Genomic DNA, 19657 nt, shown 5'->3' with positions numbered 1-19657 from the left:
GATTTGGGTTCTAATGCGGGTATCTACCCGCGTCAACTACTTTTTGCGGGTAACGGCCCGCTTTTTAATTTGCAGCGATTTTTACCGCGTGGAGTAACCCCGCCAGCTCGACGCATGGAAAAGCCAAATCAACGCCATCAACCGACCGGCCAAACATTTTAAAGCGCAACAGGTCGTTTTCGCACTGTCCCATCGCTTCTGCCTCGCTCGCAGGTATATATGCCAAAGCGTGTTCAATCGTGGTGCAGTTTGAACGATAGCAAGACACATCAAAGTGGATACGATCTGCGCTTTGCTGCACAATCTCGCTGCCCAACGCATACGTTATCCGGTCAGGATTCATGGCCTCCCTGCCTTCCACAATCGCATATAGCTGATAGGCCACCTCGCCTGTCGCCTTATCTATACGCGCGCGGAAGAAGTGATCATTGCCAATGCGTCGCGAGGCAATCGTCTGCGTCGAGATAGTCAGCACAGGATCAAGCGCACCCTGCCCGCTCACCTCAAGCCTATCTGCCACCTCTTCAACCGACAGCTTGGCGGCGCGTCGTTCTGATCGAGACAAGTCTTGTGCAACCACTGGCGAAGAAACCGCCAGCGTAATTAGTGCCCACAACTTCATGATGCTCTCCGGTTCAAAAGCGGTGTGACGGCAGCGTTGACGATCCCAATGATAGTTGTCTCATCATCGCCAAAATGCTCTTCGCTTGGCGCACCTATCGGAATTGGTTCAGCAAATTCAGGCCGCGTCGATTCCGCCCGCAACTGAAACGCACCATCTGCCAAACGCTCAAGCCGCTTGCACGTCGTCTCGATTAAAGCGCCGCGACGGCGCTGCACAATCACAACGTCACCCGGTTCAGGTGTAAGCCCGTCCGCACCGTAAAGCTTAAAGCAATCCAATATGGTGCCAGGCAGAAAAAGCTTGTCCATCGAATAACCTTCGACGCGCAGACCAAAGCGCTCGCTTGATGCAAACGGGGACGGCATCACTTCTATTTCATAACGGTCCTCTTCTGGCCACTCCTCGCTTTCACGCCAAGCTCCCGCCTCGACCTTGCCAACCACTGATATTCTAATCGCTCCTACGGGCGCAGATGGCGAACCGAGTAGGAAATCGCTGTGATCGCGCTCAAGCGCAGATGCCAAGCCGGTTAAAGTTTCGACCGTCACTTTCTTATCCTGCCCGCGATTAATCAAATCGCGCACCAAGTCCGGGTTCTTTCCACCACTGGCGAGCAAAGAAAGCTTACGGCGGCTCATTTTCTTTCCGGGCCCAGTTGCTTCGATGATCGCCTTCTTAAGCGCAGGGACGTTGATTCGAGGTTGCTGTGTCATGCCTTGCATTGTCGCTTTGCGGGTAAAATCACGCAATAATGGGCAATCACCCACATTTTTACTTGACGGGCGGGTGACTACCCGCATATCAAGTGGGCCATGGAAAACACGCTGCTCAAAGACATCGAGGCATTTGTTGCTCGTCATAACATGGCCGAAAGTACGTTCGGGCGCGAGGCGCTTGGCGACTGGCGGCTTATCAATGAAATGCGAGGCGAAGGGCGTGATCGTCCGCGCCGCATTTGGCCTGAGACAGAGGCGAAAATTCGCAGGTTCATGGCGCAATATGAGACGGATAAGGCCGCATGACGTTGCCCGAAGCTTTCCAAGCCTATGCGCGGGCCCTTCATGGTCGCCACGTCCGCAAGGTGTTGCGGTTCTCGGTGGTCACTCCTGCCAATGACAATGTGCCGGAGTATATCGCGTGAATATTCCAAGCGCTTTCGATTCCCTTGAGCGCTCGGATGGGGAGTGCGTCGCTGTCCCAAACCAATGCGGACGCACTCCCCGACTTTCGTCCGAAGATGCCGCTCTGCTGGCTTCCGTTCGTAAAGCCCTTTTTGATCCGTGGGCTGATCCGGTCTTTGTGCGCCATATCGCGATGAGCCGCCGAGAGGCGCGTCGCATCGAGCGCAATCTCTCTTCTCAATCGCGCAGCCATCCCACTGCGCGGGCGGATGCCTCCCCCCTCCCTCTCGGCACCCGCCAACCAAACACCGCCCCTGCGGTCCTCCAAAAGCCGACACTCGCCAGCGGCTTCGAAGGTCGTCCACCGGCAGGAACAAGCAGCACGCAACGGGCGGCGGATCATAGGAAGCTGCGAATGGACGGCAATGGCGAAAACTTTTTTCATGAGGACATCAATGACTGACAAATCCAACAATGTATTGCTGCCAATGCCAATGCCGACACAAAGTTCTCTGCGAACGGCGGTCGGCAACATTATCCGCGATGTGCAGCGCGATCACCGCGAAACCGACCAAGACACAGCCGACCGCTTGGGTGTTTCGAAGGGCACGGTCGTCAACGCTCGCAACGGCACGACCGACCTCAACGCACTTACCATCGCGCGCATCGGCGTGGTTTACGGTGCACCTTATCTCGACCCCTACAACGCGCTGTACGGCGCGACCGCATCGCTCGTGCAAAAGGATACGAGCGATCCGCTTTGCCACCTTGCCCGCGCGGTAACGACGATTTGCGATATGCGCTGCCCCGATGGTCCGGGCGGATCTACCGAAACGCCCAAGGAATTGCTTGACGCATTGCCGACCCTTCGTTCGGCGCGCGGCTCGCTTGATGGGCTCATTTCGCGGATCGAAGGCATGAGGTTGGTGGCGTGACCCAGATCAACGTCCGCAATCCCGACACTGGCGCGATAAACGTCATTGCAAAGGACGCGCCGCCAAAGGGCGGAACGTTTTGCATCGACCTTCCGATTCCGCCGAGCGTCAACGCGCTGACCGTCAACCTCAAAGGCGGCGGGCGCGCGAAGTCGGCTCTCTACAAGGGATGGATCGAGGAAGCGCGCTGGCACGTCATGACCGCATGGCGCGCTGCGGGCAAGCCGGTCTGGCCTAAAGAAGCGCCGCTGTCGGTGAGGCTTGAAGTGGGCCTCGAAGGCCGCAGGCGCGATCTCGGCAACACGCTCAAAGCCATTGAAGATTTGATCGTCGCCAATCTGCCGATTGCAGACGACCGCTGGAACGACCGCATTCTGATCGAACGTCGCGAGGACATTGTGGGCATCGCCCGCGTGACCATCGCGCCGCTGGAACAGGAGGGTTCGGGGTAGCGGTAACGCCCCCACGGAATTCGAGTTCGCCGCGTCAAGAACCCTCCACGCAGACCTGACGGAAAGATAGCTCGACCCCTGACTGACAAAGGAACCGTACAATGCAACAGGACAAGGCCAGCGTGACGCTGGATAGCCTTACCGACCAACCGCCGGGCGTACTCGACCAGCTTCCCATCGAAGTGCTGGCCGCGCTCAAAGAGCAGGCCGACGCGCACCTCGCCAGCGCATCGCAGATGATCGCGGTGCTGCACGGCGTATTCGAGCGCCGCTATGCCGCCGGTATCAACGCGCCTGGAACCTCGCATCGCACCGATGGCGACTATGACATCAAGATCACTGTGCCCAAGCGCGTTGATTGGGATCAGGAGCGGCTCGAAAGCGCCATCGCCACTATTCGCGACGAGTGGGAGGCGGACCCCGCCGAATACGTCGAGACGAAAGTGTCGGTGAAGGAGAGCAAGTTTCAGGCGTGGCCTGCGGCGGTGCGCGATCTTTTCGAGCCTGCCCGCACGGTCAAGACCGGCAAGCCGCAATTTGCGGTGAGTGCGGCAAAGCAGGAGGCGGCATAACATGGCTATCTCACTCGCATCCCTCAACCGCATCGACGCGCCCAAACCCCCGCGCATCGTTCTCTACGGCCCGCACGGCGTGGGCAAAAACACGTTCGCCGCCAACGCTCCTAATCCGGTGCTGATCGACCTTGAGGACGGGCACCCGTCCGATATGCCAATTGATGCTTTCCCAAAGGCGCAAACGTTTGGCGAGGTCATGGAGGCGTTCGGCGCGCTCTATACCGAGGATCACGACTTCGAGACGCTGATTATCGACAGCCTCGATTGGCTTGAGCCGCTGGTCTGGGCCGAGACGTGCAGCCGCAATTCGTGGGCGGATATTGAACAGCCGGGCTACGGCAAGGGCTTTCTCGCCGCGCTCGACGTGTGGCGCGAATATCTCGACGCAATCAATGGTCTGCGCAATGATAAGGGCATGGCGGTAATTCAGACCGCGCACGCCCAGATCACGCGCTTCGACAGCCCCGAAACCGAGCCATATGACCGGTACGGGATCAAGCTGCAAAAGCGCGCATCGGAACTGGTGCAAGAACACGCCGACATGGTGCTGTTCGCCAACTTCAAGGTCAACACAACCAAGACCGATGCTGGCTTCAACAAAAAGGTGACGCGCGGTGTCGGCTCCGGCCAGCGCGTGATTTACACCGAAGAGCGGCCCGCCTTCCTTGCGAAGAACCGGCATCGCCTTCCTCCCGAACTCGACCTGGACTGGAACGCCCTTGCGGGCGCGATGGCTGGCGCGAGCGCGGCTCCCCAAGCGGAAGCTGCTTAACCCCTGACTGACAGAACCGAAAGGAATTTTAAAATGGTAGCACTCGGCGGAACTTATCAGGCCGATCCCGATAATGTGGGCGGCGATTACACGCCTGTCCCTCCGGGCGAATATCGCGTGATCGTCAAGGACTCCGATATGAAGGAGAACTCGCGGCGCAACGGCACCTATTTGCAACTCGACCTCGAAATTGTCGAAGGCGAACACGCCGGTCGCACGATCATCGAACGCCTCAACCTCGACAACCCGAACCAGCAGGCGGTCGACATCGCGCAGCGCACGCTCAACGCGATCTGCGTTGCCACCGGCAAGATGGCAATCGCAGACTCGAACGAACTGCATAACATTCCGATGATTGCGGTCGTCAAGGTCGACCCGGCCAAGCCGTATATGAAGGATGGCGTTGAGCAGCTCGGTTCGCCGTCCAACTCGGTCAAGACCTATAAGCCGGTCGGACAGGCCAGCGCATCGGCTCCGGCTGCGCAAACCGCCGCTGCGGGCGGCAGCGCACCTCCGTGGAAGCGCAACGCCGCATAAGCGGGCCTCGAAAAAGGGCGGCGGTGAATTTTGATCTCCCCGCCGCCCACCATCCCCTGACTGACAAAAATCGGAGGTGTGGCATGGTCGCCATTCCCACATTTACCGATCCGACGCTAGAGGCTGCGGATCGGGCGCTAGAAGCGCGCCAAGAAAAGTACCATCGCGGACACCTCGGCATGAGCCAAATCGGCAGGCCGTGCGAACGCGAAATCTGGTATAGCTTCCGCTGGGCGCAGCGTCCCGACTTCGACGCGCCCATTCTCAAACGCTTCGAGGACGGCCACCGCACCGAGGACTTGGTGATTGCGCGGCTGCAAGCCACACCGGGTATCGAGCTTCACGACAAAGACGAAAACGGCCAGCAATTCCGCTTTGAGGACTTCGGCGGGCACTTTTCAGGCTCGTGCGACGGCGCAATTCTTGGCCTGATCCAAGCGCCGAAAACGTGGCACGTTTACGAAGGCAAATGTTCAGCCAAGTGGCAAGAACTCGACAAGGCCAAGCGCAAAGTGGGCGAGAAGGCCGCGCTCGCTGAATGGAACCCCGCCTATTACGCGCAAGGCGTGCTTTATATGCACTATAGCGGGATGGACCGGCATTATCTTGTCTGCTCTTCGCCGGGCGGGCGCAACGAAACCAGCGTGCGAACCGAGGCTGATCCAGTTGCGGCGCAAGTGCTGCGTGACAAGGCCGAGCGCATCATCTTTACCGACACCGCGCCGCAGCGCATCGGCGGGCCTGACTTCTACCAGTGCAAATGGTGTGACTTCCGCGCGCTTTGCCACGAAGGCGTAAGCGCTGACGGGCAAGTGCTCGCAGAGCGCAATTGCCGCACCTGTCTGAATGTTACGCCAGAGCGCGACGGCACATGGCGCTGCACGAAGTTTGGGCACGCGCTATCCAAAGACGACCAGCGCGCCGGTTGTCCTTTGCACCGCTTCCTGCCCTCGCTCGTGCCGTGGGATCAGATCGACACGCGCGGCGAAGACGTGATTTACGCGCGCCCGAATGAGGAATGGGTTGATCGTGGGCCGGAAGTTGCGGGGTGCGCGTTATGACAGCCCCAAAGAAATCAAATCCTCGCTACTGGACCAAAGAAGAAGAGAAGCGGCTTCGCTATTTGCGCGAAAGCCTTGGCCTCACCCCTGCAGCTATCAGCGAGATACTCGACCGCACGGCCTACAGCGTAAAAGCAAAAATCGCCGCTTTGGACATTGACTTGCCCAAAGGCTTTACGCGCGGCCAAGGCACGACTCTCCCTGCCTCGCAGATGATCGAAGTTAAGCGTGCATGGATGCGCGGGGAAACCATCGCCGATTGCGCGGAGCGATTGAGCCTTTTTGAACCGCGCGTTGCCAGAGCCTATCGCCTCTTGAGCAAGCAAGAGCGCGAGAGAGCGACGCTTCCCCCGCAAATCGGAACGTATATCGGAGCCAAGGAAATGGCGCTTATTGTCGCCCCGATTTGCGGCATCAAACCGACAGCGATCAAGGGGCCATCAAGGCTCAAGCCATACGTTTGCGCGCGCATCGCGATAGCAAGAGCGCTGAGAGAGCGCGGCTTTTCCAGCACTGTGATCGCCCGCGCGCTTGGCCGCACGAACCACACCACCGCCTTGCATTGGTTCAAACAATTTGGGCCATATTCGCGCCACTATCCCGAAACGCTCGCCGCTTATGAGGCGATTAAGAATGCCGAGGCAATAACGGCTGAAAGGCGGGCGGCATGACCCTCGTTCTGCGCCCATACCAAGAGCGCTGCCTCGCCGATCTCTGGCACTGGTTTGAGCGCCACACCGGCAATCCGCTTGCCGTTCTCCCCACGGGCGCGGGCAAGTCCCTTGTGATCGCCGAATGGTGCAAGGGTGTATGCCAGGTTGATCCAAGTGCGGGCATCTTGATCCTTGCCCACGTTCGCGAGTTAATCCAACAAAACGCTGCTGAGATGATCGGGCTTTGGCCTGATGCGCCGGTCGGAATTTATGCCGCTGGCCTCAACCGGCGCGAAATGGGCAAGGCGATCACGTTTGCCTCAATCCAAAGCATCCATCGTAAAGCATACGATTTGCCGCGCCGGATTGACATGGTTCTGGTCGATGAGGCGCACCTGATCCCGCGCAAGTCGAATACCATGTATGGGCGCTTCCTTGCCGATCTCAAAACGATCAACCCTTACGTCAAAATCATCGGTCTAACTGCCACACCCTTTCGCCTCGATAGTGGATTGCTGCACGAAGGGCAGGAGGCCATGTTCGACGGCATTGCGCATGATACCAATGTGCGGGAATTATTCGACGAGGGTTTTCTCTCGCCGCCGCGCACTTATCGCCAGCAAGCTCAAATCGACACGAGCGGCGTTGGTGTGCGCGCCGGTGAATTCATCGCTTCACAGCTTGAAAACGCGGCGATGGACCCTGCAACCACAAACGCCATTGCTGACCGGATTGTCGAGGCCGGACAGGATCGTGCCGGTTGGCTCGCGTTCGGCTGCTCGGTCGCACATTGCGAAGCTTTGACCGAAGCGTTGCGCGAGCGTGGCTATTCCGGCGCGACGATCACGGGTGAAATGGACAAGGGCGAGCGCGACAGCATCATCGGACAATTTAAAGCCCGACAACTTCGCTTTTTGACTTCTATGCAAGTCCTCACCACCGGCTTTAACGCCCGCCATGTCGATTTGATTGCACTGGCACGACCGACGCAATCGACCGGCCTTTATATCCAAATGGTTGGGCGAGGCACCCGCCTTTCACCAGAGACAGGCAAGACAGATTGCCTTGTTCTCGATTTCGGCGGCAATATCGCGCGACACGGGCCGTTCGATGATCCGTTTCTGCCCGCAAGCAAGGCGGGGAAAGGCGAAGGCTCTGCGCCGGTTAAGGAATGCCCCGAATGCGGATGCGCAACCGGCACGGCTAGCAGCGTGTGCCCCGCGTGCGGCTTTGAATATCCGCCGCCTGAAAAGGTTGTGACCGTCACGCCCGACGCAAAGCCGATCCTGTCGGTCGAGCCGGAATGGCTTGAGGTTTCGCAAGTCCGGTATCGCGCCCACGCCAAGCCGGGCAAGCCAACGTCGCTGCGCGTCGAGTACGTCTGTGGGCTCACCGTGCATCGCGAATGGGTGTGCCTGGAGCATGAAGGATACGCTCGCCAGAAAGCCGAGGGCTGGTGGTTGCGGCGGGCCGGTGCGCCGGTCCCTACGACCGTTGCCGAGGCCATTGAGCGGGCCGGTGAGGTTGCCGAGCCGTCTGCGATCCGGGTGAAGCGCGAAGGCAAGTACGACCGCGTTACCGCTTATCAATTCGAGCCTGCATCCGAAAGGAAAGTGGCATGACCTGCGCAGTCTGCCGCCGCGCCGCGCGCGGCTTCGCCTTCACCCGCATCGACATCCCCGCATTCGACCGCCCCCCAACCAAGCACGCCTGCTCAATGCAGTGCCTCAACATCATATCGGAAAGGAAGGGTGCCATGCCCACGCCCGAAGTCATGAATGCCCTCGAAGCCAAGGCCATCGAGGCCGCAAGTCCGGCGGCGGGCGAATATCTCGAAAGCTGCGGCACAACCGATCTTTCGCGCCTCACGCCGGAACAATGGCAGGGATTCCTTGCCTGCGTCGTTCGCACCGTTGCCGATGAAGTGCAGCGAGAGTTCGCGGAAAATGAGGTGCCTTTCTAAATGTCAAAGACTCCACGCTATATCGAGGCTGAGGCGCGCGCCTTCGTCCAAATGCTCGCGCCCGCAGGCGGCATTCACCTCGTCGCCATCCACCCCAAGTCCCCAATCATCTACGGCAAGCATTTCGGCTATGACGTTGAGGCCGCACTTGAGTTCATCGAAAAGCATAATGGCGATGGGCTCGGCGTTTACTGGTCGGTCAACTGCGTGCGCCCGCAGCGGCACCGGAAGCCCTCAAAAGAGGATATTTCGCACGCCCGCTTTGCGCACGTCGACATCGACCCGCCCAAGAACGGCGGCAAGTTCGACAAGCCCGCAATCATCGAGGCACTCTCCGATCTCAATACCCCGCCAAGCTTCATTATAGACAGCGGGGGTGGACTCGGCGCGTTCTGGCGCTTGGACGACTATTGCCAGAATCTCGGCTCAATTGAGGTAATCAATCGTCAGATTCAGTCCTATTTCGGCGCAGATGCGTGTTGGAACATCGACCGCGTTATGCGCGTGCCTGGCACCGTCAATTATCCAAGCAAGAAGAAGAGCCTTGCCGGTCGGCGCGATACTCAATCCCTCATGGCTAGCGCCGACGATGGAACGGCATACAGCCCGCAGGAGCTGGCAGCGGCTTTCCCTGCGACCACCACCAATACCGCGCACGGTCGCGGCGATGTGGCCATCCCTGCGAACGTCACGCCGCTAACCGCCGCTGATCTGGGCGCGTCCGAGGAACTGCGCATTGCCATCGAAGAGCCGCCGGGCACAGACCGGTCGGGCGATGGCGTGGCAGCGGCACGGCTCATGGCCTATGCAGGCCACACCGATGCGCAGATCATGGGTGTGCTGCTCAACCATGCCAATGCGGTATCAGGGCACTTTCTCGACCAGCGGGACAGCAAGCGGGCCGCAGCACGGGCCATTGCTCTTGTGCGCGCCGATGGGCCACCATCCATTGAGCCGGATCAAGCGCCCATGAGCGCGGCGGACCACGCGCGGCTTGTCGAAAATATGCGGGCCAAGGCCAAGCGGGATATGGCGCTTGATCTAGTCACGGAAAAATCCCGTGACTACGCAGAACCGCCCAAGACAGTGCCCGCGCATAAAGAGCCCGAATGGCTTGCCGATCTGGGCGAGAACGGGCTTGCGCGCTTCGTGCGTCATGTGACGGCCAACGCGCCTAGTCCGCAGCCGTGGCTTACTCTTGGTGCGGCCCTTGCCATGTTCGGCACCGTTGCGGGCCGGCGTTATGCCGGGCCGACCGATCTGCGCACCAACCTCTACACCATCGGCATTTGCGATTCCGGCGGGGGGAAGGACACACCCCTGCGCGCTATCACTCGCCTTATGGTTGACGCTGGACTTCAAGCAAAGGTCGGGGGTAGCAAGATTGCATCTGGTTCCGGCCTCGTCACCGCAGTGACGCGCCAGCCCTCCATTTTGTTCCCGCTCGACGAGGTGGGCTTTCTCATTGCCAGCGCCGCCGACCGCAAGCGCGCGCCCAAGCACGTTACCGAGATCATCGACAACCTCACCGAATTCTATTCGATGGCCGATAGCACATTCCTTGGCACCGCATACGCCAATGACAAGGAAAAGCCGCGCGAGGTTATAGAGCAGCCGTGCCTGTCCCTGTTCGGTGTCACAACGCCCGGCGTTTTTTGGGGCTCGCTTTCATCTGGCAACGTCCTCGACGGATCGCTTGCCCGTATGCTCATTTTTCAATCCGAGAACGACTATCCTGATGCGCAGCACGATATAATGCGCAGCCCAATGCCCGATAATCTAGTCGAACTGGTCAAGGCCATCGACGCGGGCGCTCGCGATCACACGGCCCTCCCTATGGGTGACGGACCACAACAGACACCACGCCCCTATGTCGTCCCCTATGCCGACGACGAGGCTAAGGCTTACGCCAAATCAATCCGTGACGAGCAAACAAGTATGCTGCGCGAGTATCGCGGGACCAATCTCACCTCGATCATTGCGCGCTTGGCTGAGAACGCCGCCAAGGTCGCATTGGTGCGCGCTATCGTTGAAAACCCGCAAACACCGTGCTTGAGCGTCAAGCACCTACAATGGGGCATGATGGTATCTCACAAAAGCGTCGGCGCGCTCATGCAAGCCGTCAAAGAGCGTGTGGCCGATACAGAATACGAGAGCCACGTTAAGCGCGTGCACAAAGCAATCGTGGACGCAGGGGCCGCAGGTATCGACGGAACCAGCCTTAGCCGCGCCACTCAATTCGTAGACCGGCGCAAACGAGCAGACATTATCGCGCAACTCGTCGAGTCCGCCATGATCCGCATCGAAGAGCGTCAGAAGGTCAATTCTGGCCCCGGAGCGGCTGCGAAAGTTTATTACGACATAAGTTAGAATGTTGCGCAGCGGTCGGAACAGTTCAAACTCAAGCCCCACTTCAATCAATTCTTCAAGCCCCGAAAGCCGCAGTTTTCCGCGGTTTTTGGCAATTCTTCAATAATTCAAGGTTTCCAACATATATATAGGGGGGGGCTGGGATATGGCATTTGAGATTTAGATTACCATTGAAGTATTGAATTATTGAAGAATTAAACATTCTAACGAAAAAACAGCCACTTATCCGATTTTCAAATTTTGAAGTATTCTTGAACTCAAAAAACTCCCGAATTATCCCCTTGCCATACGTAATATTGTAGGATATATCCTACGTATGAAAACGAAGCCCCAGACAATCGCTCAATTCTTCAAGCGCTTCCCTGATGATGAAGCCTGTTTGCAGCACCTTTTTGATGTTCGCTTCGGGCAGGGCTACGAGTGCCCCAAGTGTGAGCGCGCATCCAAGTGGTTTCGCATCAAGGCTGAGCGGGCGTTTTCATGCCAGTGGTGCGGTCATCACCTACACCCGACCGTGGGCACTCCTTTTGAGAAGTCGCGCACTTCGCTGCAAATGTGGTTCTATGCGATCTTTCTGTTCACCACGACGCGCAACGGCGTTGCTGCGAAGGAATTGGAGCGCCAACTAGGTGTTACCTACAAGACAGCGTGGCGCATGGCGGACCTGATCCGCAAGCATATGGCAGATGTTGACGGTGACCGCCCTATAGGCGGCGCTGGCAAGATTGTCGAAGCTGACGAAACTTACATCGGCGGCGAAGCGCGCGGTAAGGGTTCGGGCTACAAGAAAAACAAGACCATCGTTTTCGGTATGCTTGAGCGCGGCGGCGATGTTGTCACCGAGGTTGTGCCCAATCGCGGTGTGAACGCTCTAGTTCCCACCATGCTCAAGCACGTTGACCGTGAAACCGAAGTCCACACCGACGAACTCGGCTCTTATGGCTACCTTGCGCTTGAAGGCTACGATCACAAGCGTATCAATCACAGCAAGGGCGAATATGTTGATGCGCAGGGCGTCGGGGTGAACGCAATCGAAGGCTTTTGGGCACAATTGAAGCGTTCGATTTCAGGCACTCACATTCATGTGAGCGGCAAGCACCTTTGGAAGTATGCGAAGGAAGCGGAGTTTCGCTTCAATCGTCGCCACCGTCCCCATCAGATGTTTGACGATCTGATTGAGACTTACCAGTCATAGCCTCAACCGTTCGGTTGAACGCCTCCATATCGCCTTGCATCTCAGGGTGCTCGGCGACGAATTGGGCAAGCTTGCCCTCTCTTACTGCTTCACTGAGGGTCAGCATTACTCTCCCCCTGCGATCCGGCAGCCATGCCAGCTTCAAACGCGCTGGCACCCAGCCCAAGGCTGCTCTGAAATATCTGAACACCAGCCCAGGCTAATGCAATCACGGCTATTCCGGTTGTAACGATCGCTATAATGATCTCGCGCTTACCAGCGCGCGTATTAGTGTCGACTGTCTCAATTTTCGTATCTAGGTTGGTAATCTTTGCATCCATCCCGCCAATCTGCGTGTTGACCGATGTAATCCGCTCGCCGATCACCTTCAGTTCGCCAAGAAGTTCCGCGAATTTTGAATCAGAACGCGCTTCAGCAGCCTCCAATTTGGCTTCGAGCAAGCGTTCGTCAACGTAGTTGCTGGCTGCGCCTGCCGTTCGAGATTCACTCACCTTTACCACCTCTTGCTGAGGCACAGTCGATGTGGCTTGGGTACTCATGGCCGCCAGCCCCAACGCAGTTGCCGCGCCGAAAGAATAAGAGACGTTAGTTGTCGTCTTGTTCTGCATCTTGCACCGGGTAAAGTCGCCGCATTACATCCGCGAACGATTCTGCCACGTCGGGCGGCAATACGATGCTCGCCACATTCTTGCCGAGATTGACCCGTTCTTTGGTGCCATCGGTTTTTCGCCCCTCCAACTCGGCCATCTCTCGGAAAACAAAAAGAACGTGACTTGGGTTCCGAAATACTTGGACATTGGTGGCCCAAATTCTGTTCGTATCCCAACCCAACGCCTGCCCAACTTGCTCGGCGGACATCAATTCTTGATCCAGAACCTCCGGCTCCGTTTCGGGTGTGTCGTCGGACATTAGAACTCCTGATTCGTTCTGTCCGCACTAGCTTACTTATCCACATACTACAAAGTCCTTATCTACCTATGCCTAGGGGATACCTCGGAAAAACTCTTCCAAATCGACAATTATGCGGGTATCTACCCACATGACGCGGCGGTCACCCCTGACAGGGAGGTAGCAATATGAATGCACTGACTGCCATCGAACCCCAAGCGCTCGAACTCGAAAGCGGCGCGGACAAGGTTCCCGATCTCGACGCATGGCGCACCCGTGGCCGCGATCTCGCGCGCACACGTCTGACAATCGACTTCGAGCTTGGTGACTGGCTCGCTTACGGGCGCGAACACTTTGCACCTGAACAAATCGAACTGGCCCTTGGCGACATTGCTGCCGACGTCGAGCAAGCACGCCACCTGCGCAAAGTCGAAAAGGTCGCACGCGCCTTCCCACCTTCCCAGCGCAACACCGCCCTTACCTTTGAGCATCACGCGCACCTTGCCGATCTGCCCACGCAAGAAGCTCTCCCGCTTCTACAAAAGGCTGGGCAAGAGCGCCTCACCGCGCGCCAGCTTCGCGTCGAGGCCATGTTGCGCAAGGTTGATCTGGGCCTTGTCCTGCCGCGCGAGGATGATCCCGAGGATGATGCGCTCTTGTCCCTATGTCGCGCATGGAACCGCGCGCCCGTCTCCGTTCGCGAGGACTTTTCCGAGATGATTGCCGATTGTCACATGGGAGTGGTGGAGCCGTGAGTGCGCAAGGTGAGATCGCAAACACAGCCGAGCAATTTGGGCTGCTGTATTTCGATACCGGCGGGCGTTTCTGGACTCCTGCGTGGGATTTTGAACGTGGCGCTCCCAAGGCCTGCATGGGCTACGTGCGGCCCAACGGAAGCCGCTATGTGTTCGGGCATGGCATGGTGACTGCGGCAGAGGCCCGCGAGGCGCAGATTGCCGATTGCGGCCCATACTTCGGAGGCACCCCATGACCCGCACCCCCCGCCGCTTCCCCGCACCACCGCCCGAATTCAAAGCCGAATTCGAGACAGGCGGTTGGGAGCGCGTCGAACTTCTCTACGGCGCGCGCACCGATTGCATCCGCAAATGGATACACCAGACCGGCGCGCAAACCCGACGAGCATTGCGGGCGGCGGGAAGCACCGCCGTTTCTATAGTGGATTGATGTAGAAATGTCTGGACGTAAACCCGGAACCCCGAAAACTGGTGGGCGCAAGAAGGGCACGCCCAATAAGGCCACGGCTGAGGTAAAAGCCGCTGCGGCCAAATATTCTCCGAGCGCGCTTAAGACCCTTGCCGAGATTATGGCGGACGTTGAGCAGCCCGCAGCAGCGCGCGTATCCGCTGCAAACTCATTGCTTGACCGCGCCCACGGAAAGCCTGCGCAGGCGATCACAGGCGGCAATGGGGACGATATGCCGTTCACCATTTCCGTAGTGGAGCGCCGCATTGTCAACCCTGACGATTGAGACACCGCGCGTATTCGTCCCGCTCCTAAAGCCCGCGCGCTACAAGGGCGCGTATGGCGGGCGCGGTTCGGGCAAGTCGCACTTCTTCGCAGAATGCGTCGTCGAAGAGATGATTGCCGACGCGAATTGCTCGGTCGTCTGCATTCGCGAAATTCAAAAGTCGCTCAAGTTCTCGGCGAAAAAGCTGGTCGAGGAAAAAATTGCGAGCATGGGCGTTTCGCACCTGTTCGAAATTCAATCGACCGAGATCAAGCGCATTGGCGGCAAAGGTGTTTGCATTTTCCAAGGCATGCAGGACCACACCGCCGACTCTATCAAATCGCTTGAGGGCTTCAAAATTGCTTGGGTCGAAGAGGCGCAGTCGCTTTCGCAGCGCAGCCTCAACTTGCTTCGCCCGACCATTCGCGCGCCCGGCTCGCAAATCTGGTTTAGCTGGAACCCGCGCCGCAAATCAGATCCAGTTGAAAAGCTCTTGCGCCGGAAAAAACGGGACGACGCGATTATCGTTCGCGCCAATTACACCGACAATCCTTTTCTGCCTGCAGAGCTGCGCAGTGAAGCCGAAGGCGACAAGCGAGACGATCCTGACGGCTTCGCCCACACCTGGCTGGGCGAATACGAAAGCATGGGGTCCAAAGTCGTCATCCCGCGACTTTGGATTGATGCCTGTGTCGACCTTGCTGCAAAATTGGGTATAGAACCGACCGGCAAGACGTACAGCGCGCTCGATGTTGCGGGCGCAGAGGATGGGGGCGACGAAAATGCACAGGCAATCCGGCAGGGGATTGAGCTTTTCTTTCTCGACAAATGGAACGGATACGACACGGCCCTGACGACGCGGCGCGCTATCGCCAACAATGTTGCCCATGATGCACGGCACGGCCACTATGACAGCGCAGGCGTGGGCGAAGGCGTTACCGGCGAATGGGGTAGCATGGGCCGATCAGGTCAACGGCCCGAGGGCTTCGATATGCTGCCTTGGAACGGCGGTTATGCAGTGCTTGATCCGGACGGGCGCAGCGATCCGGACAACAAGCGATCACCGCTTAACAAAAACCAGTACCAGAACCTCAAAGCGCAAGCGTGGTTCGCATTCAGGCGGCGCTGCCACAATGCCTACAAGGCGATCAACGGCCAGCCCTATGATGCCGAGATGCTTGTAAGCTTTCCGCCCGACTTGCCGCATTTAGAGCAATTGCTGGACGAGCTTGGGCAACCGCAACAGAAAACGAGCGGGACCGGCAAAACAATGGTCGACAAGCAGCCCGATGACAGCGCATCGCCTAACCTCGCCGATTCCGTTGTCATGGCCTATTTCCCGCTACCCGCAGCTCAACGCACCTACGACCTCTCGACTTTGTGAGAGGCGTGCGGTAACAAGAACTTGCTACGGCGCGTGACTGAGTGGCTGAAAGTTGAGCGACGGCGAGAAGTGTGAGGGGCGCGCATACCCTCTTGGCTCCGTGGGTTCGAATCCCACCGTGCCGTAGCACCCCCTCTAAGCGGCGGTAACACCACGCCCCCCGCGCCCGCATAGCGACAAGCATGGGCACAGTCACAAATCTCATGGACCGGCTTACAAACGCCCTCACCGGCTCCGGCACAAATCGCGATCCGCGCGCGCACAACGCATACGCCGCCCGCATCCTCACACAGCATGAAATCGCCGCCGCCTATTCCGCGTCGGGATTGATGCGGAAAATCATCTCCATTCCCGCGCTCGATATGGTGCGCGAATGGCGAACATGGACCGGCGCGGACGCTGACGAAATCGCCAAGCTGTACGAAACCGAAAAGCAATTCGGCATTGTGGGCAAGATCAAGCAAGCCGAACTCTTGCGCGGCATGGGTGGCGGCGCGCTAATTCTCGGCCTTCCCGGTCTGCCCGATCAGCCAGCCAATGCAAACGCGGCCCTTGCTTTCGTGCACGTTGTCTCGCGCTGGCAGCTTTCATTCGAGCAGCTCAACCTCGACGCGCTCGACCCCGGCTTTGGCGAGCCCGAAATGTGGACGCTTACCACCACAAACGGCACACAGCGCATCCACCCTTCCCGCGTCATTCCGTTCCGCGCCGACACCACCGCAAGCCTCGCTATGCCCACAGCGACGGGCCAAGATCAGTTCTGGGGTGAAAGCACGGTGCAGCAAGTGCTTGACGCGGTGCAGGACTGTGACACCGCGCGCCAATCGTTTGCAGCCCTCATTCACAAGGCGCGCCTGACGCGCATCGGTATTCCTGATCTCATTTCAATCAGCGCGACCACAGATGGCGAAAAGAACGTCATGGCTCGTCTCTCACTTCTTGGCGCTGCCGAAAGCATCCACAACGCCACGATCTACGACGCTGGCAGTGCTGAGGATGGTAAAGGCGGTGAGAAGATCGAGGACGCAGAATACAGCTTCGCGGGCGCAAAGGACATTCTCAACGCCTATGGCGAATGGGCAGCGGCTATCTCTGACATTCCCGCAACGCGCCTCTTGGGCCGTGCGCCGGAAGGTATGAATTCGTCCGGTGACAGCCAGCAAAAGGATTGGAACAAGGCCGTTCGCGCGCGCCAGACGCTTGACCTCGCGCCTTGCCTAGACCGCCTTGACCCGCACCTTTGGGCCGCTGCTGGTATTGCTGCCGACCAACTGGCCTACGACTTCGACCCGCTCGACACGCCGTCCGAAAAGGAGCGCGCCGAGGTTTTCAAGATCGAGATGGAAGCCGCCGAAAAACTGCAAATGTCTGAGGCGGTCCCTGACGAGGCTTTCAATCGCGGTGTGCAGTCGCTCATGATCGAGCGTGGCTATCTGCCCGAACTTGAAGCGGCTCTTGCGGAAATGTCGGATGACGAGCGGTATGGTATTGGTTTGGAGCAGACGGAAGGAGGTGATCGCAATCTAGCCGAGGGTTCGGACGACGATGATCTGAACCCCGCCGACCTCGCTGACCATTTCGTGATGACTTCCGCCGATATGCGCGTGGGCGATTTGGTGGAGGCACCGACAGATCGGGAGGGCGTTGTTTCAAGCGTCTCCGATAACGCAATCACAGTTCAATTCGACAGTGGAACAGAGCAACAATTCCGCTTTGGCGATATTGATATACGCTGGATCGGGCGTGGTGAAGGCCCATCGCTGAAATGGAGTTTTGACTGGGCGGAAGTGTAATGCGCTTTGACCTAGCAGCCCTCACACGCCGCCAACGCAACCCGCGCCGCACCCTCATTCCGTTGCGCGCCATATCCGCACAGGCCACGCGCGCAACCGACCTTTACCGCGCCGCCTACCTGCCCGTCATTCAGGCATGGACAGAAGCCTTGCCCGCTATCGAGGCGGATTATGCGCGTTCATTGTCCAATGTGACGCAAGACAGCGCCGCCACGCTTGAAACCGAGATACAGCGCGCGGAGAACACAGTGGGCGCTTTTCTGCTATCCGTTCGCCCACGTGTCGAGCGATGGGCAAGGCAGGCAGAGGCATGGCACCGGATGCGTTGGCGTAGGGCGGTGCTTGATGCGACAAGCGTTGACCTTGCGACGCTGATCGGGCCGGAGGACGCGCGCGAGACGCTAGAAACTATCATCGCCCGCAATGTGGGCCTTGTGCGCTCGGTAAGCGACGAGACGCGCCGCCGGATTGGCGATGCCGTGTTTCGCGGTCTAACCGAGCGCCGCCCGTCTCGCGAGGTGGCTAAGGAAATCAGGGAGGCCGTAGCGATCACGCGCCGCCGTGCGCTTCGCATCGCTGCGGATCAGAATGTGAAGCTGTCCAGCGCCCTGAACGACGAACGCCGCCGTCAAGCTGGGATTGATAGCTGGCAATGGGTTCACTCGGATAAACCAAACTTCCGGCCCGAACATGATGCGCGCGATGGCAAGCTGTATTCTGAGAACTCAGAGCGCGTGGGATCGGAATATCAGGGCAAGCTGGTTCGCAAGCCGCCGGAGGATAAGCCGGGCCAGCTTCCTTTTTGCGGGTGTACCTCGAAGGCCGTTTTGATTTTGGAATAGCGCGCGGCTGTGCTAGGGCGGATTGCCGGTGCGCTAACACCGACAATCCTAACCACAGCGAACATGGAGCGTTCGACATGGCTGACCAAGTCTCTACCGTAAAATACGACGAAACCGCAACCGTTTGGCACTTGATGGTGAGAACCTATGGTGGCGAAGTTTCTATGCTGCAAAACATGGACGCGCCCACCGCAAGGCAGGCGTATCAAAGGCTGAAACCTGATACCCGTCCCGTCGAATACATCAATATGCCTGAATTTGGACGGTGTGGTGAGGGGCGTATTATCTCTGATCGTGATATTATGAGCGTGGATATTCTTGGACCAGAAGGTGCCAAACTCGAACCTTGGCGGGGTGTCGAAGCTCTAATCATTGACCTTGCACCTCAGCGCGAGCAACAAGAGAGACGAAAGAAAGCGGCTGAGGTTGAGCGTAACGCCTTGGCCTCACTCAAAACGAAGGACGACGTAATACAGGCGTGGTTTGAGCGTAAAGTCGCGCAATATGACGGTGCATCCGTTACGCTGAGTGAACTCTATGATGATGTCACGGGCAGCACGCTTAAAAGTTTTGCAAATCAGCACGCGCCCGATGGCGTCGATATTAGCGAAAAATACTTGGGCCGCTGGCTTGATCGCAAAGGTATAAGGTCACGCGGAGCGATGTTTGCTAAGCGCTATGACGGCATTCGTCACGTTTCTTATGGTGACGTGCGCTATGGGAATTACGGCACATGACTAACCCCATCATCGAACGCGCGGCGCGGGCAATAGTTGCCGCTGACAACCGCGATCCTGATGCAATCCATCCGCTCGGCCTCGGCAAGCCTCAATGGCAGCACTACACCAAGCAAGCCGAGGCCGTCCTGCGAGCGATCCGCGAGCCGAGCGAGGAAATGATTAAGGCGGGTTCGTGTGGCGGCGATTGGCCACACGCTTCCGAAACTTGGCAAGCTATGATCGACGCGGCTTTGGGGGACGAGTGATGGTGTTTCTCACCCTTTTGGTTGCTGCAATTGCTGCG

26 protein-coding genes and 1 tRNA gene are annotated in these 19657 nt (G+C 58.3%); 23 read left to right on the top strand and 4 right to left on the bottom strand.

What is annotated here, in order from left to right; all coding sequences use genetic code 11:
- Positions 1-64: 64 nt before the first annotated feature.
- A complete protein-coding gene (locus tag INR77_RS09050; protein ID WP_223070758.1) occupies positions 65-622 on the bottom strand; it encodes a hypothetical protein in 558 nt (185 codons plus the stop codon).
- Positions 619-1338 (bottom strand): LexA family transcriptional regulator, encoded by a 720-nt coding sequence (locus tag INR77_RS09045; RefSeq protein WP_223070757.1) that lies wholly within the window; start codon positions 1336-1338, stop codon positions 619-621. The genes INR77_RS09050 and INR77_RS09045 overlap by 4 nt, the downstream gene beginning before the upstream one ends.
- Before the next feature lie 99 nt (positions 1339-1437).
- Between INR77_RS09045 and INR77_RS09040 the strand changes: the two genes are divergently transcribed.
- The 13 genes from INR77_RS09040 to INR77_RS08985 all read left to right on the top strand — a co-directional run bounded on the left by INR77_RS09040 (position 1438) and on the right by INR77_RS08985 (position 12259).
- Positions 1438-1647 (top strand): hypothetical protein, encoded by a 210-nt coding sequence (locus tag INR77_RS09040; protein WP_223070756.1) that lies wholly within the window; start codon positions 1438-1440, stop codon positions 1645-1647.
- A complete protein-coding gene (locus INR77_RS15900; protein ID WP_255573709.1) occupies positions 1644-1766 on the top strand; it encodes a hypothetical protein in 123 nt (40 codons plus the stop codon). The genes INR77_RS09040 and INR77_RS15900 overlap by 4 nt, the downstream gene beginning before the upstream one ends.
- Before the next feature lie 435 nt (positions 1767-2201).
- Complete coding sequence (locus tag INR77_RS09035; RefSeq protein ID WP_223070755.1) at positions 2202-2681, top strand: hypothetical protein; 480 nt, start codon at positions 2202-2204, stop codon at positions 2679-2681.
- Positions 2678-3133, top strand: coding sequence for a hypothetical protein (locus tag INR77_RS09030; protein ID WP_223070754.1), 456 nt, complete (start codon positions 2678-2680; stop codon positions 3131-3133). The genes INR77_RS09035 and INR77_RS09030 overlap by 4 nt, the downstream gene beginning before the upstream one ends.
- A 101-nt stretch (positions 3134-3234) precedes the next feature.
- Positions 3235-3705, top strand: coding sequence for a hypothetical protein (locus INR77_RS09025; RefSeq protein ID WP_223070753.1), 471 nt, complete (start codon positions 3235-3237; stop codon positions 3703-3705).
- A gap of 1 nt (position 3706) precedes the next feature.
- The gene (locus INR77_RS09020; protein ID WP_223070752.1) at positions 3707-4480 is read left to right on the top strand and encodes an ATP-binding protein; all 774 of its coding nucleotides are present in this window, start codon (positions 3707-3709) and stop codon (positions 4478-4480) included.
- Between the two features lie 33 nt (positions 4481-4513).
- Positions 4514-5017 carry a DUF669 domain-containing protein gene (locus tag INR77_RS09015; RefSeq protein ID WP_223070751.1) on the top strand — a complete coding sequence of 168 codons (504 nt, stop codon included), beginning with the start codon at positions 4514-4516 and terminating at the stop codon, positions 5015-5017.
- Positions 5018-5100: 83 nt separating this feature from the next.
- Positions 5101-6078 carry a hypothetical protein gene (locus INR77_RS09010; RefSeq protein WP_223070750.1) on the top strand — a complete coding sequence of 326 codons (978 nt, stop codon included), beginning with the start codon at positions 5101-5103 and terminating at the stop codon, positions 6076-6078.
- On the top strand, positions 6075-6749 hold the full coding sequence (locus INR77_RS09005; RefSeq protein ID WP_223070749.1) for a hypothetical protein: 675 nt from the start codon (positions 6075-6077) through the stop codon (positions 6747-6749). Before INR77_RS09010 ends, INR77_RS09005 begins: the two co-directional genes overlap by 4 nt.
- Positions 6746-8353: a DEAD/DEAH box helicase gene (locus tag INR77_RS09000; protein ID WP_223070748.1), complete on the top strand. Its 1608-nt coding sequence runs from the start codon at positions 6746-6748 to the stop codon at positions 8351-8353. Before INR77_RS09005 ends, INR77_RS09000 begins: the two co-directional genes overlap by 4 nt.
- Positions 8350-8694 carry a DUF6511 domain-containing protein gene (locus INR77_RS08995; RefSeq protein ID WP_223070747.1) on the top strand — a complete coding sequence of 115 codons (345 nt, stop codon included), beginning with the start codon at positions 8350-8352 and terminating at the stop codon, positions 8692-8694. The genes INR77_RS09000 and INR77_RS08995 overlap by 4 nt, the downstream gene beginning before the upstream one ends.
- On the top strand, positions 8695-11064 hold the full coding sequence (locus INR77_RS08990; RefSeq protein ID WP_223070746.1) for a DUF3987 domain-containing protein: 2370 nt from the start codon (positions 8695-8697) through the stop codon (positions 11062-11064).
- Between the two features lie 316 nt (positions 11065-11380).
- Positions 11381-12259 (top strand): IS1595 family transposase, encoded by an 879-nt coding sequence (locus INR77_RS08985; protein ID WP_223070745.1) that lies wholly within the window; start codon positions 11381-11383, stop codon positions 12257-12259.
- Positions 12260-12348: 89 nt separating this feature from the next.
- Here INR77_RS08985 and INR77_RS08980 read toward each other — a convergent pair whose 3' ends face one another.
- Both INR77_RS08980 and INR77_RS08975 read right to left on the bottom strand, forming a co-directional pair.
- Positions 12349-12798, bottom strand: a complete 450-nt coding sequence (locus tag INR77_RS08980; protein ID WP_223070744.1) for a hypothetical protein — start codon at positions 12796-12798, stop codon at positions 12349-12351.
- Positions 12799-12844: 46 nt separating this feature from the next.
- On the bottom strand, positions 12845-13168 hold the full coding sequence (locus tag INR77_RS08975) for a hypothetical protein (protein WP_223070743.1): 324 nt from the start codon (positions 13166-13168) through the stop codon (positions 12845-12847).
- A gap of 167 nt (positions 13169-13335) precedes the next feature.
- Between INR77_RS08975 and INR77_RS08970 the strand changes: the two genes are divergently transcribed.
- From INR77_RS08970 to INR77_RS08925, 10 genes are all read left to right on the top strand, one after another.
- A complete protein-coding gene (locus INR77_RS08970; protein WP_223070742.1) occupies positions 13336-13902 on the top strand; it encodes a hypothetical protein in 567 nt (188 codons plus the stop codon).
- A complete protein-coding gene (locus INR77_RS08965) occupies positions 13899-14138 on the top strand; it encodes a hypothetical protein (RefSeq protein ID WP_223070741.1) in 240 nt (79 codons plus the stop codon). Before INR77_RS08970 ends, INR77_RS08965 begins: the two co-directional genes overlap by 4 nt.
- On the top strand, positions 14135-14332 hold the full coding sequence (locus tag INR77_RS08960; RefSeq protein WP_223070740.1) for a hypothetical protein: 198 nt from the start codon (positions 14135-14137) through the stop codon (positions 14330-14332). Before INR77_RS08965 ends, INR77_RS08960 begins: the two co-directional genes overlap by 4 nt.
- Before the next feature lie 7 nt (positions 14333-14339).
- Positions 14340-14636, top strand: a complete 297-nt coding sequence (locus INR77_RS08955) for a hypothetical protein (RefSeq protein WP_223070739.1) — start codon at positions 14340-14342, stop codon at positions 14634-14636.
- Entirely contained in the window at positions 14617-15999 is a 1383-nt protein-coding gene (locus tag INR77_RS08950; protein WP_223070738.1) for a PBSX family phage terminase large subunit, read from the top strand. The genes INR77_RS08955 and INR77_RS08950 overlap by 20 nt, the downstream gene beginning before the upstream one ends.
- 27 nt (positions 16000-16026) lie before the next feature.
- Positions 16027-16124, top strand: a tRNA-OTHER gene (locus INR77_RS08945).
- Between the two features lie 57 nt (positions 16125-16181).
- Positions 16182-17792: a DUF1073 domain-containing protein gene (locus tag INR77_RS08940; RefSeq protein WP_223070737.1), complete on the top strand. Its 1611-nt coding sequence runs from the start codon at positions 16182-16184 to the stop codon at positions 17790-17792.
- A complete protein-coding gene (locus INR77_RS08935) occupies positions 17792-18634 on the top strand; it encodes a phage minor head protein (RefSeq protein WP_223070736.1) in 843 nt (280 codons plus the stop codon). The genes INR77_RS08940 and INR77_RS08935 overlap by 1 nt, the downstream gene beginning before the upstream one ends.
- A gap of 77 nt (positions 18635-18711) precedes the next feature.
- Positions 18712-19371 carry a hypothetical protein gene (locus INR77_RS08930; RefSeq protein WP_223070735.1) on the top strand — a complete coding sequence of 220 codons (660 nt, stop codon included), beginning with the start codon at positions 18712-18714 and terminating at the stop codon, positions 19369-19371.
- The gene (locus tag INR77_RS08925; RefSeq protein ID WP_223070734.1) at positions 19368-19619 is read left to right on the top strand and encodes a hypothetical protein; all 252 of its coding nucleotides are present in this window, start codon (positions 19368-19370) and stop codon (positions 19617-19619) included. Before INR77_RS08930 ends, INR77_RS08925 begins: the two co-directional genes overlap by 4 nt.
- The last annotated feature ends 38 nt before the right edge of the window (positions 19620-19657 follow it).

Origin of the sequence: Erythrobacter sp. SCSIO 43205, from assembly GCF_019904235.1 — a bacterium.
Lineage (GTDB): Bacteria > Pseudomonadota > Alphaproteobacteria > Sphingomonadales > Sphingomonadaceae > Erythrobacter.
This window is presented reverse-complemented; position numbering and strand designations above follow the sequence as displayed.

What these genes read in the sequence shown, in the direction of transcription:
- INR77_RS09035 (WP_223070755.1), top strand. Translation starts at nt 2,202, where the DNA reads ATGACTGACAAATCCAACAATGTATTGCTGCCAATGCCAATGCCGACA.
- INR77_RS09040 (WP_223070756.1), top strand. Translation starts at nt 1,438, where the DNA reads ATGGAAAACACGCTGCTCAAAGACATCGAGGCATTTGTTGCTCGTCAT.
- INR77_RS08995 (WP_223070747.1), top strand. Translation starts at nt 8,350, where the DNA reads ATGACCTGCGCAGTCTGCCGCCGCGCCGCGCGCGGCTTCGCCTTCACC.
- INR77_RS09025 (WP_223070753.1), top strand. Translation starts at nt 3,235, where the DNA reads ATGCAACAGGACAAGGCCAGCGTGACGCTGGATAGCCTTACCGACCAA.
- INR77_RS08940 (WP_223070737.1), top strand. Translation starts at nt 16,182, where the DNA reads ATGGGCACAGTCACAAATCTCATGGACCGGCTTACAAACGCCCTCACC.
- INR77_RS09050 (WP_223070758.1), bottom strand. Translation starts at nt 622, where the DNA reads ATGAAGTTGTGGGCACTAATTACGCTGGCGGTTTCTTCGCCAGTGGTT.
- INR77_RS08935 (WP_223070736.1), top strand. Translation starts at nt 17,792, where the DNA reads ATGCGCTTTGACCTAGCAGCCCTCACACGCCGCCAACGCAACCCGCGC.
- INR77_RS08970 (WP_223070742.1), top strand. Translation starts at nt 13,336, where the DNA reads ATGAATGCACTGACTGCCATCGAACCCCAAGCGCTCGAACTCGAAAGC.
- INR77_RS08925 (WP_223070734.1), top strand. Translation starts at nt 19,368, where the DNA reads ATGACTAACCCCATCATCGAACGCGCGGCGCGGGCAATAGTTGCCGCT.
- INR77_RS09010 (WP_223070750.1), top strand. Translation starts at nt 5,101, where the DNA reads ATGGTCGCCATTCCCACATTTACCGATCCGACGCTAGAGGCTGCGGAT.
- INR77_RS08960 (WP_223070740.1), top strand. Translation starts at nt 14,135, where the DNA reads ATGACCCGCACCCCCCGCCGCTTCCCCGCACCACCGCCCGAATTCAAA.
- INR77_RS08980 (WP_223070744.1), bottom strand. Translation starts at nt 12,798, where the DNA reads ATGAGTACCCAAGCCACATCGACTGTGCCTCAGCAAGAGGTGGTAAAG.
- INR77_RS15900 (WP_255573709.1), top strand. Translation starts at nt 1,644, where the DNA reads ATGACGTTGCCCGAAGCTTTCCAAGCCTATGCGCGGGCCCTTCATGGT.
- INR77_RS09020 (WP_223070752.1), top strand. Translation starts at nt 3,707, where the DNA reads ATGGCTATCTCACTCGCATCCCTCAACCGCATCGACGCGCCCAAACCC.
- INR77_RS08990 (WP_223070746.1), top strand. Translation starts at nt 8,695, where the DNA reads ATGTCAAAGACTCCACGCTATATCGAGGCTGAGGCGCGCGCCTTCGTC.
- INR77_RS08955 (WP_223070739.1), top strand. Translation starts at nt 14,340, where the DNA reads ATGTCTGGACGTAAACCCGGAACCCCGAAAACTGGTGGGCGCAAGAAG.
- INR77_RS09000 (WP_223070748.1), top strand. Translation starts at nt 6,746, where the DNA reads ATGACCCTCGTTCTGCGCCCATACCAAGAGCGCTGCCTCGCCGATCTC.
- INR77_RS09015 (WP_223070751.1), top strand. Translation starts at nt 4,514, where the DNA reads ATGGTAGCACTCGGCGGAACTTATCAGGCCGATCCCGATAATGTGGGC.
- INR77_RS08985 (WP_223070745.1), top strand. Translation starts at nt 11,381, where the DNA reads ATGAAAACGAAGCCCCAGACAATCGCTCAATTCTTCAAGCGCTTCCCT.
- INR77_RS08930 (WP_223070735.1), top strand. Translation starts at nt 18,712, where the DNA reads ATGGCTGACCAAGTCTCTACCGTAAAATACGACGAAACCGCAACCGTT.
- INR77_RS09045 (WP_223070757.1), bottom strand. Translation starts at nt 1,338, where the DNA reads ATGACACAGCAACCTCGAATCAACGTCCCTGCGCTTAAGAAGGCGATC.
- INR77_RS09005 (WP_223070749.1), top strand. Translation starts at nt 6,075, where the DNA reads ATGACAGCCCCAAAGAAATCAAATCCTCGCTACTGGACCAAAGAAGAA.
- INR77_RS08975 (WP_223070743.1), bottom strand. Translation starts at nt 13,168, where the DNA reads ATGTCCGACGACACACCCGAAACGGAGCCGGAGGTTCTGGATCAAGAA.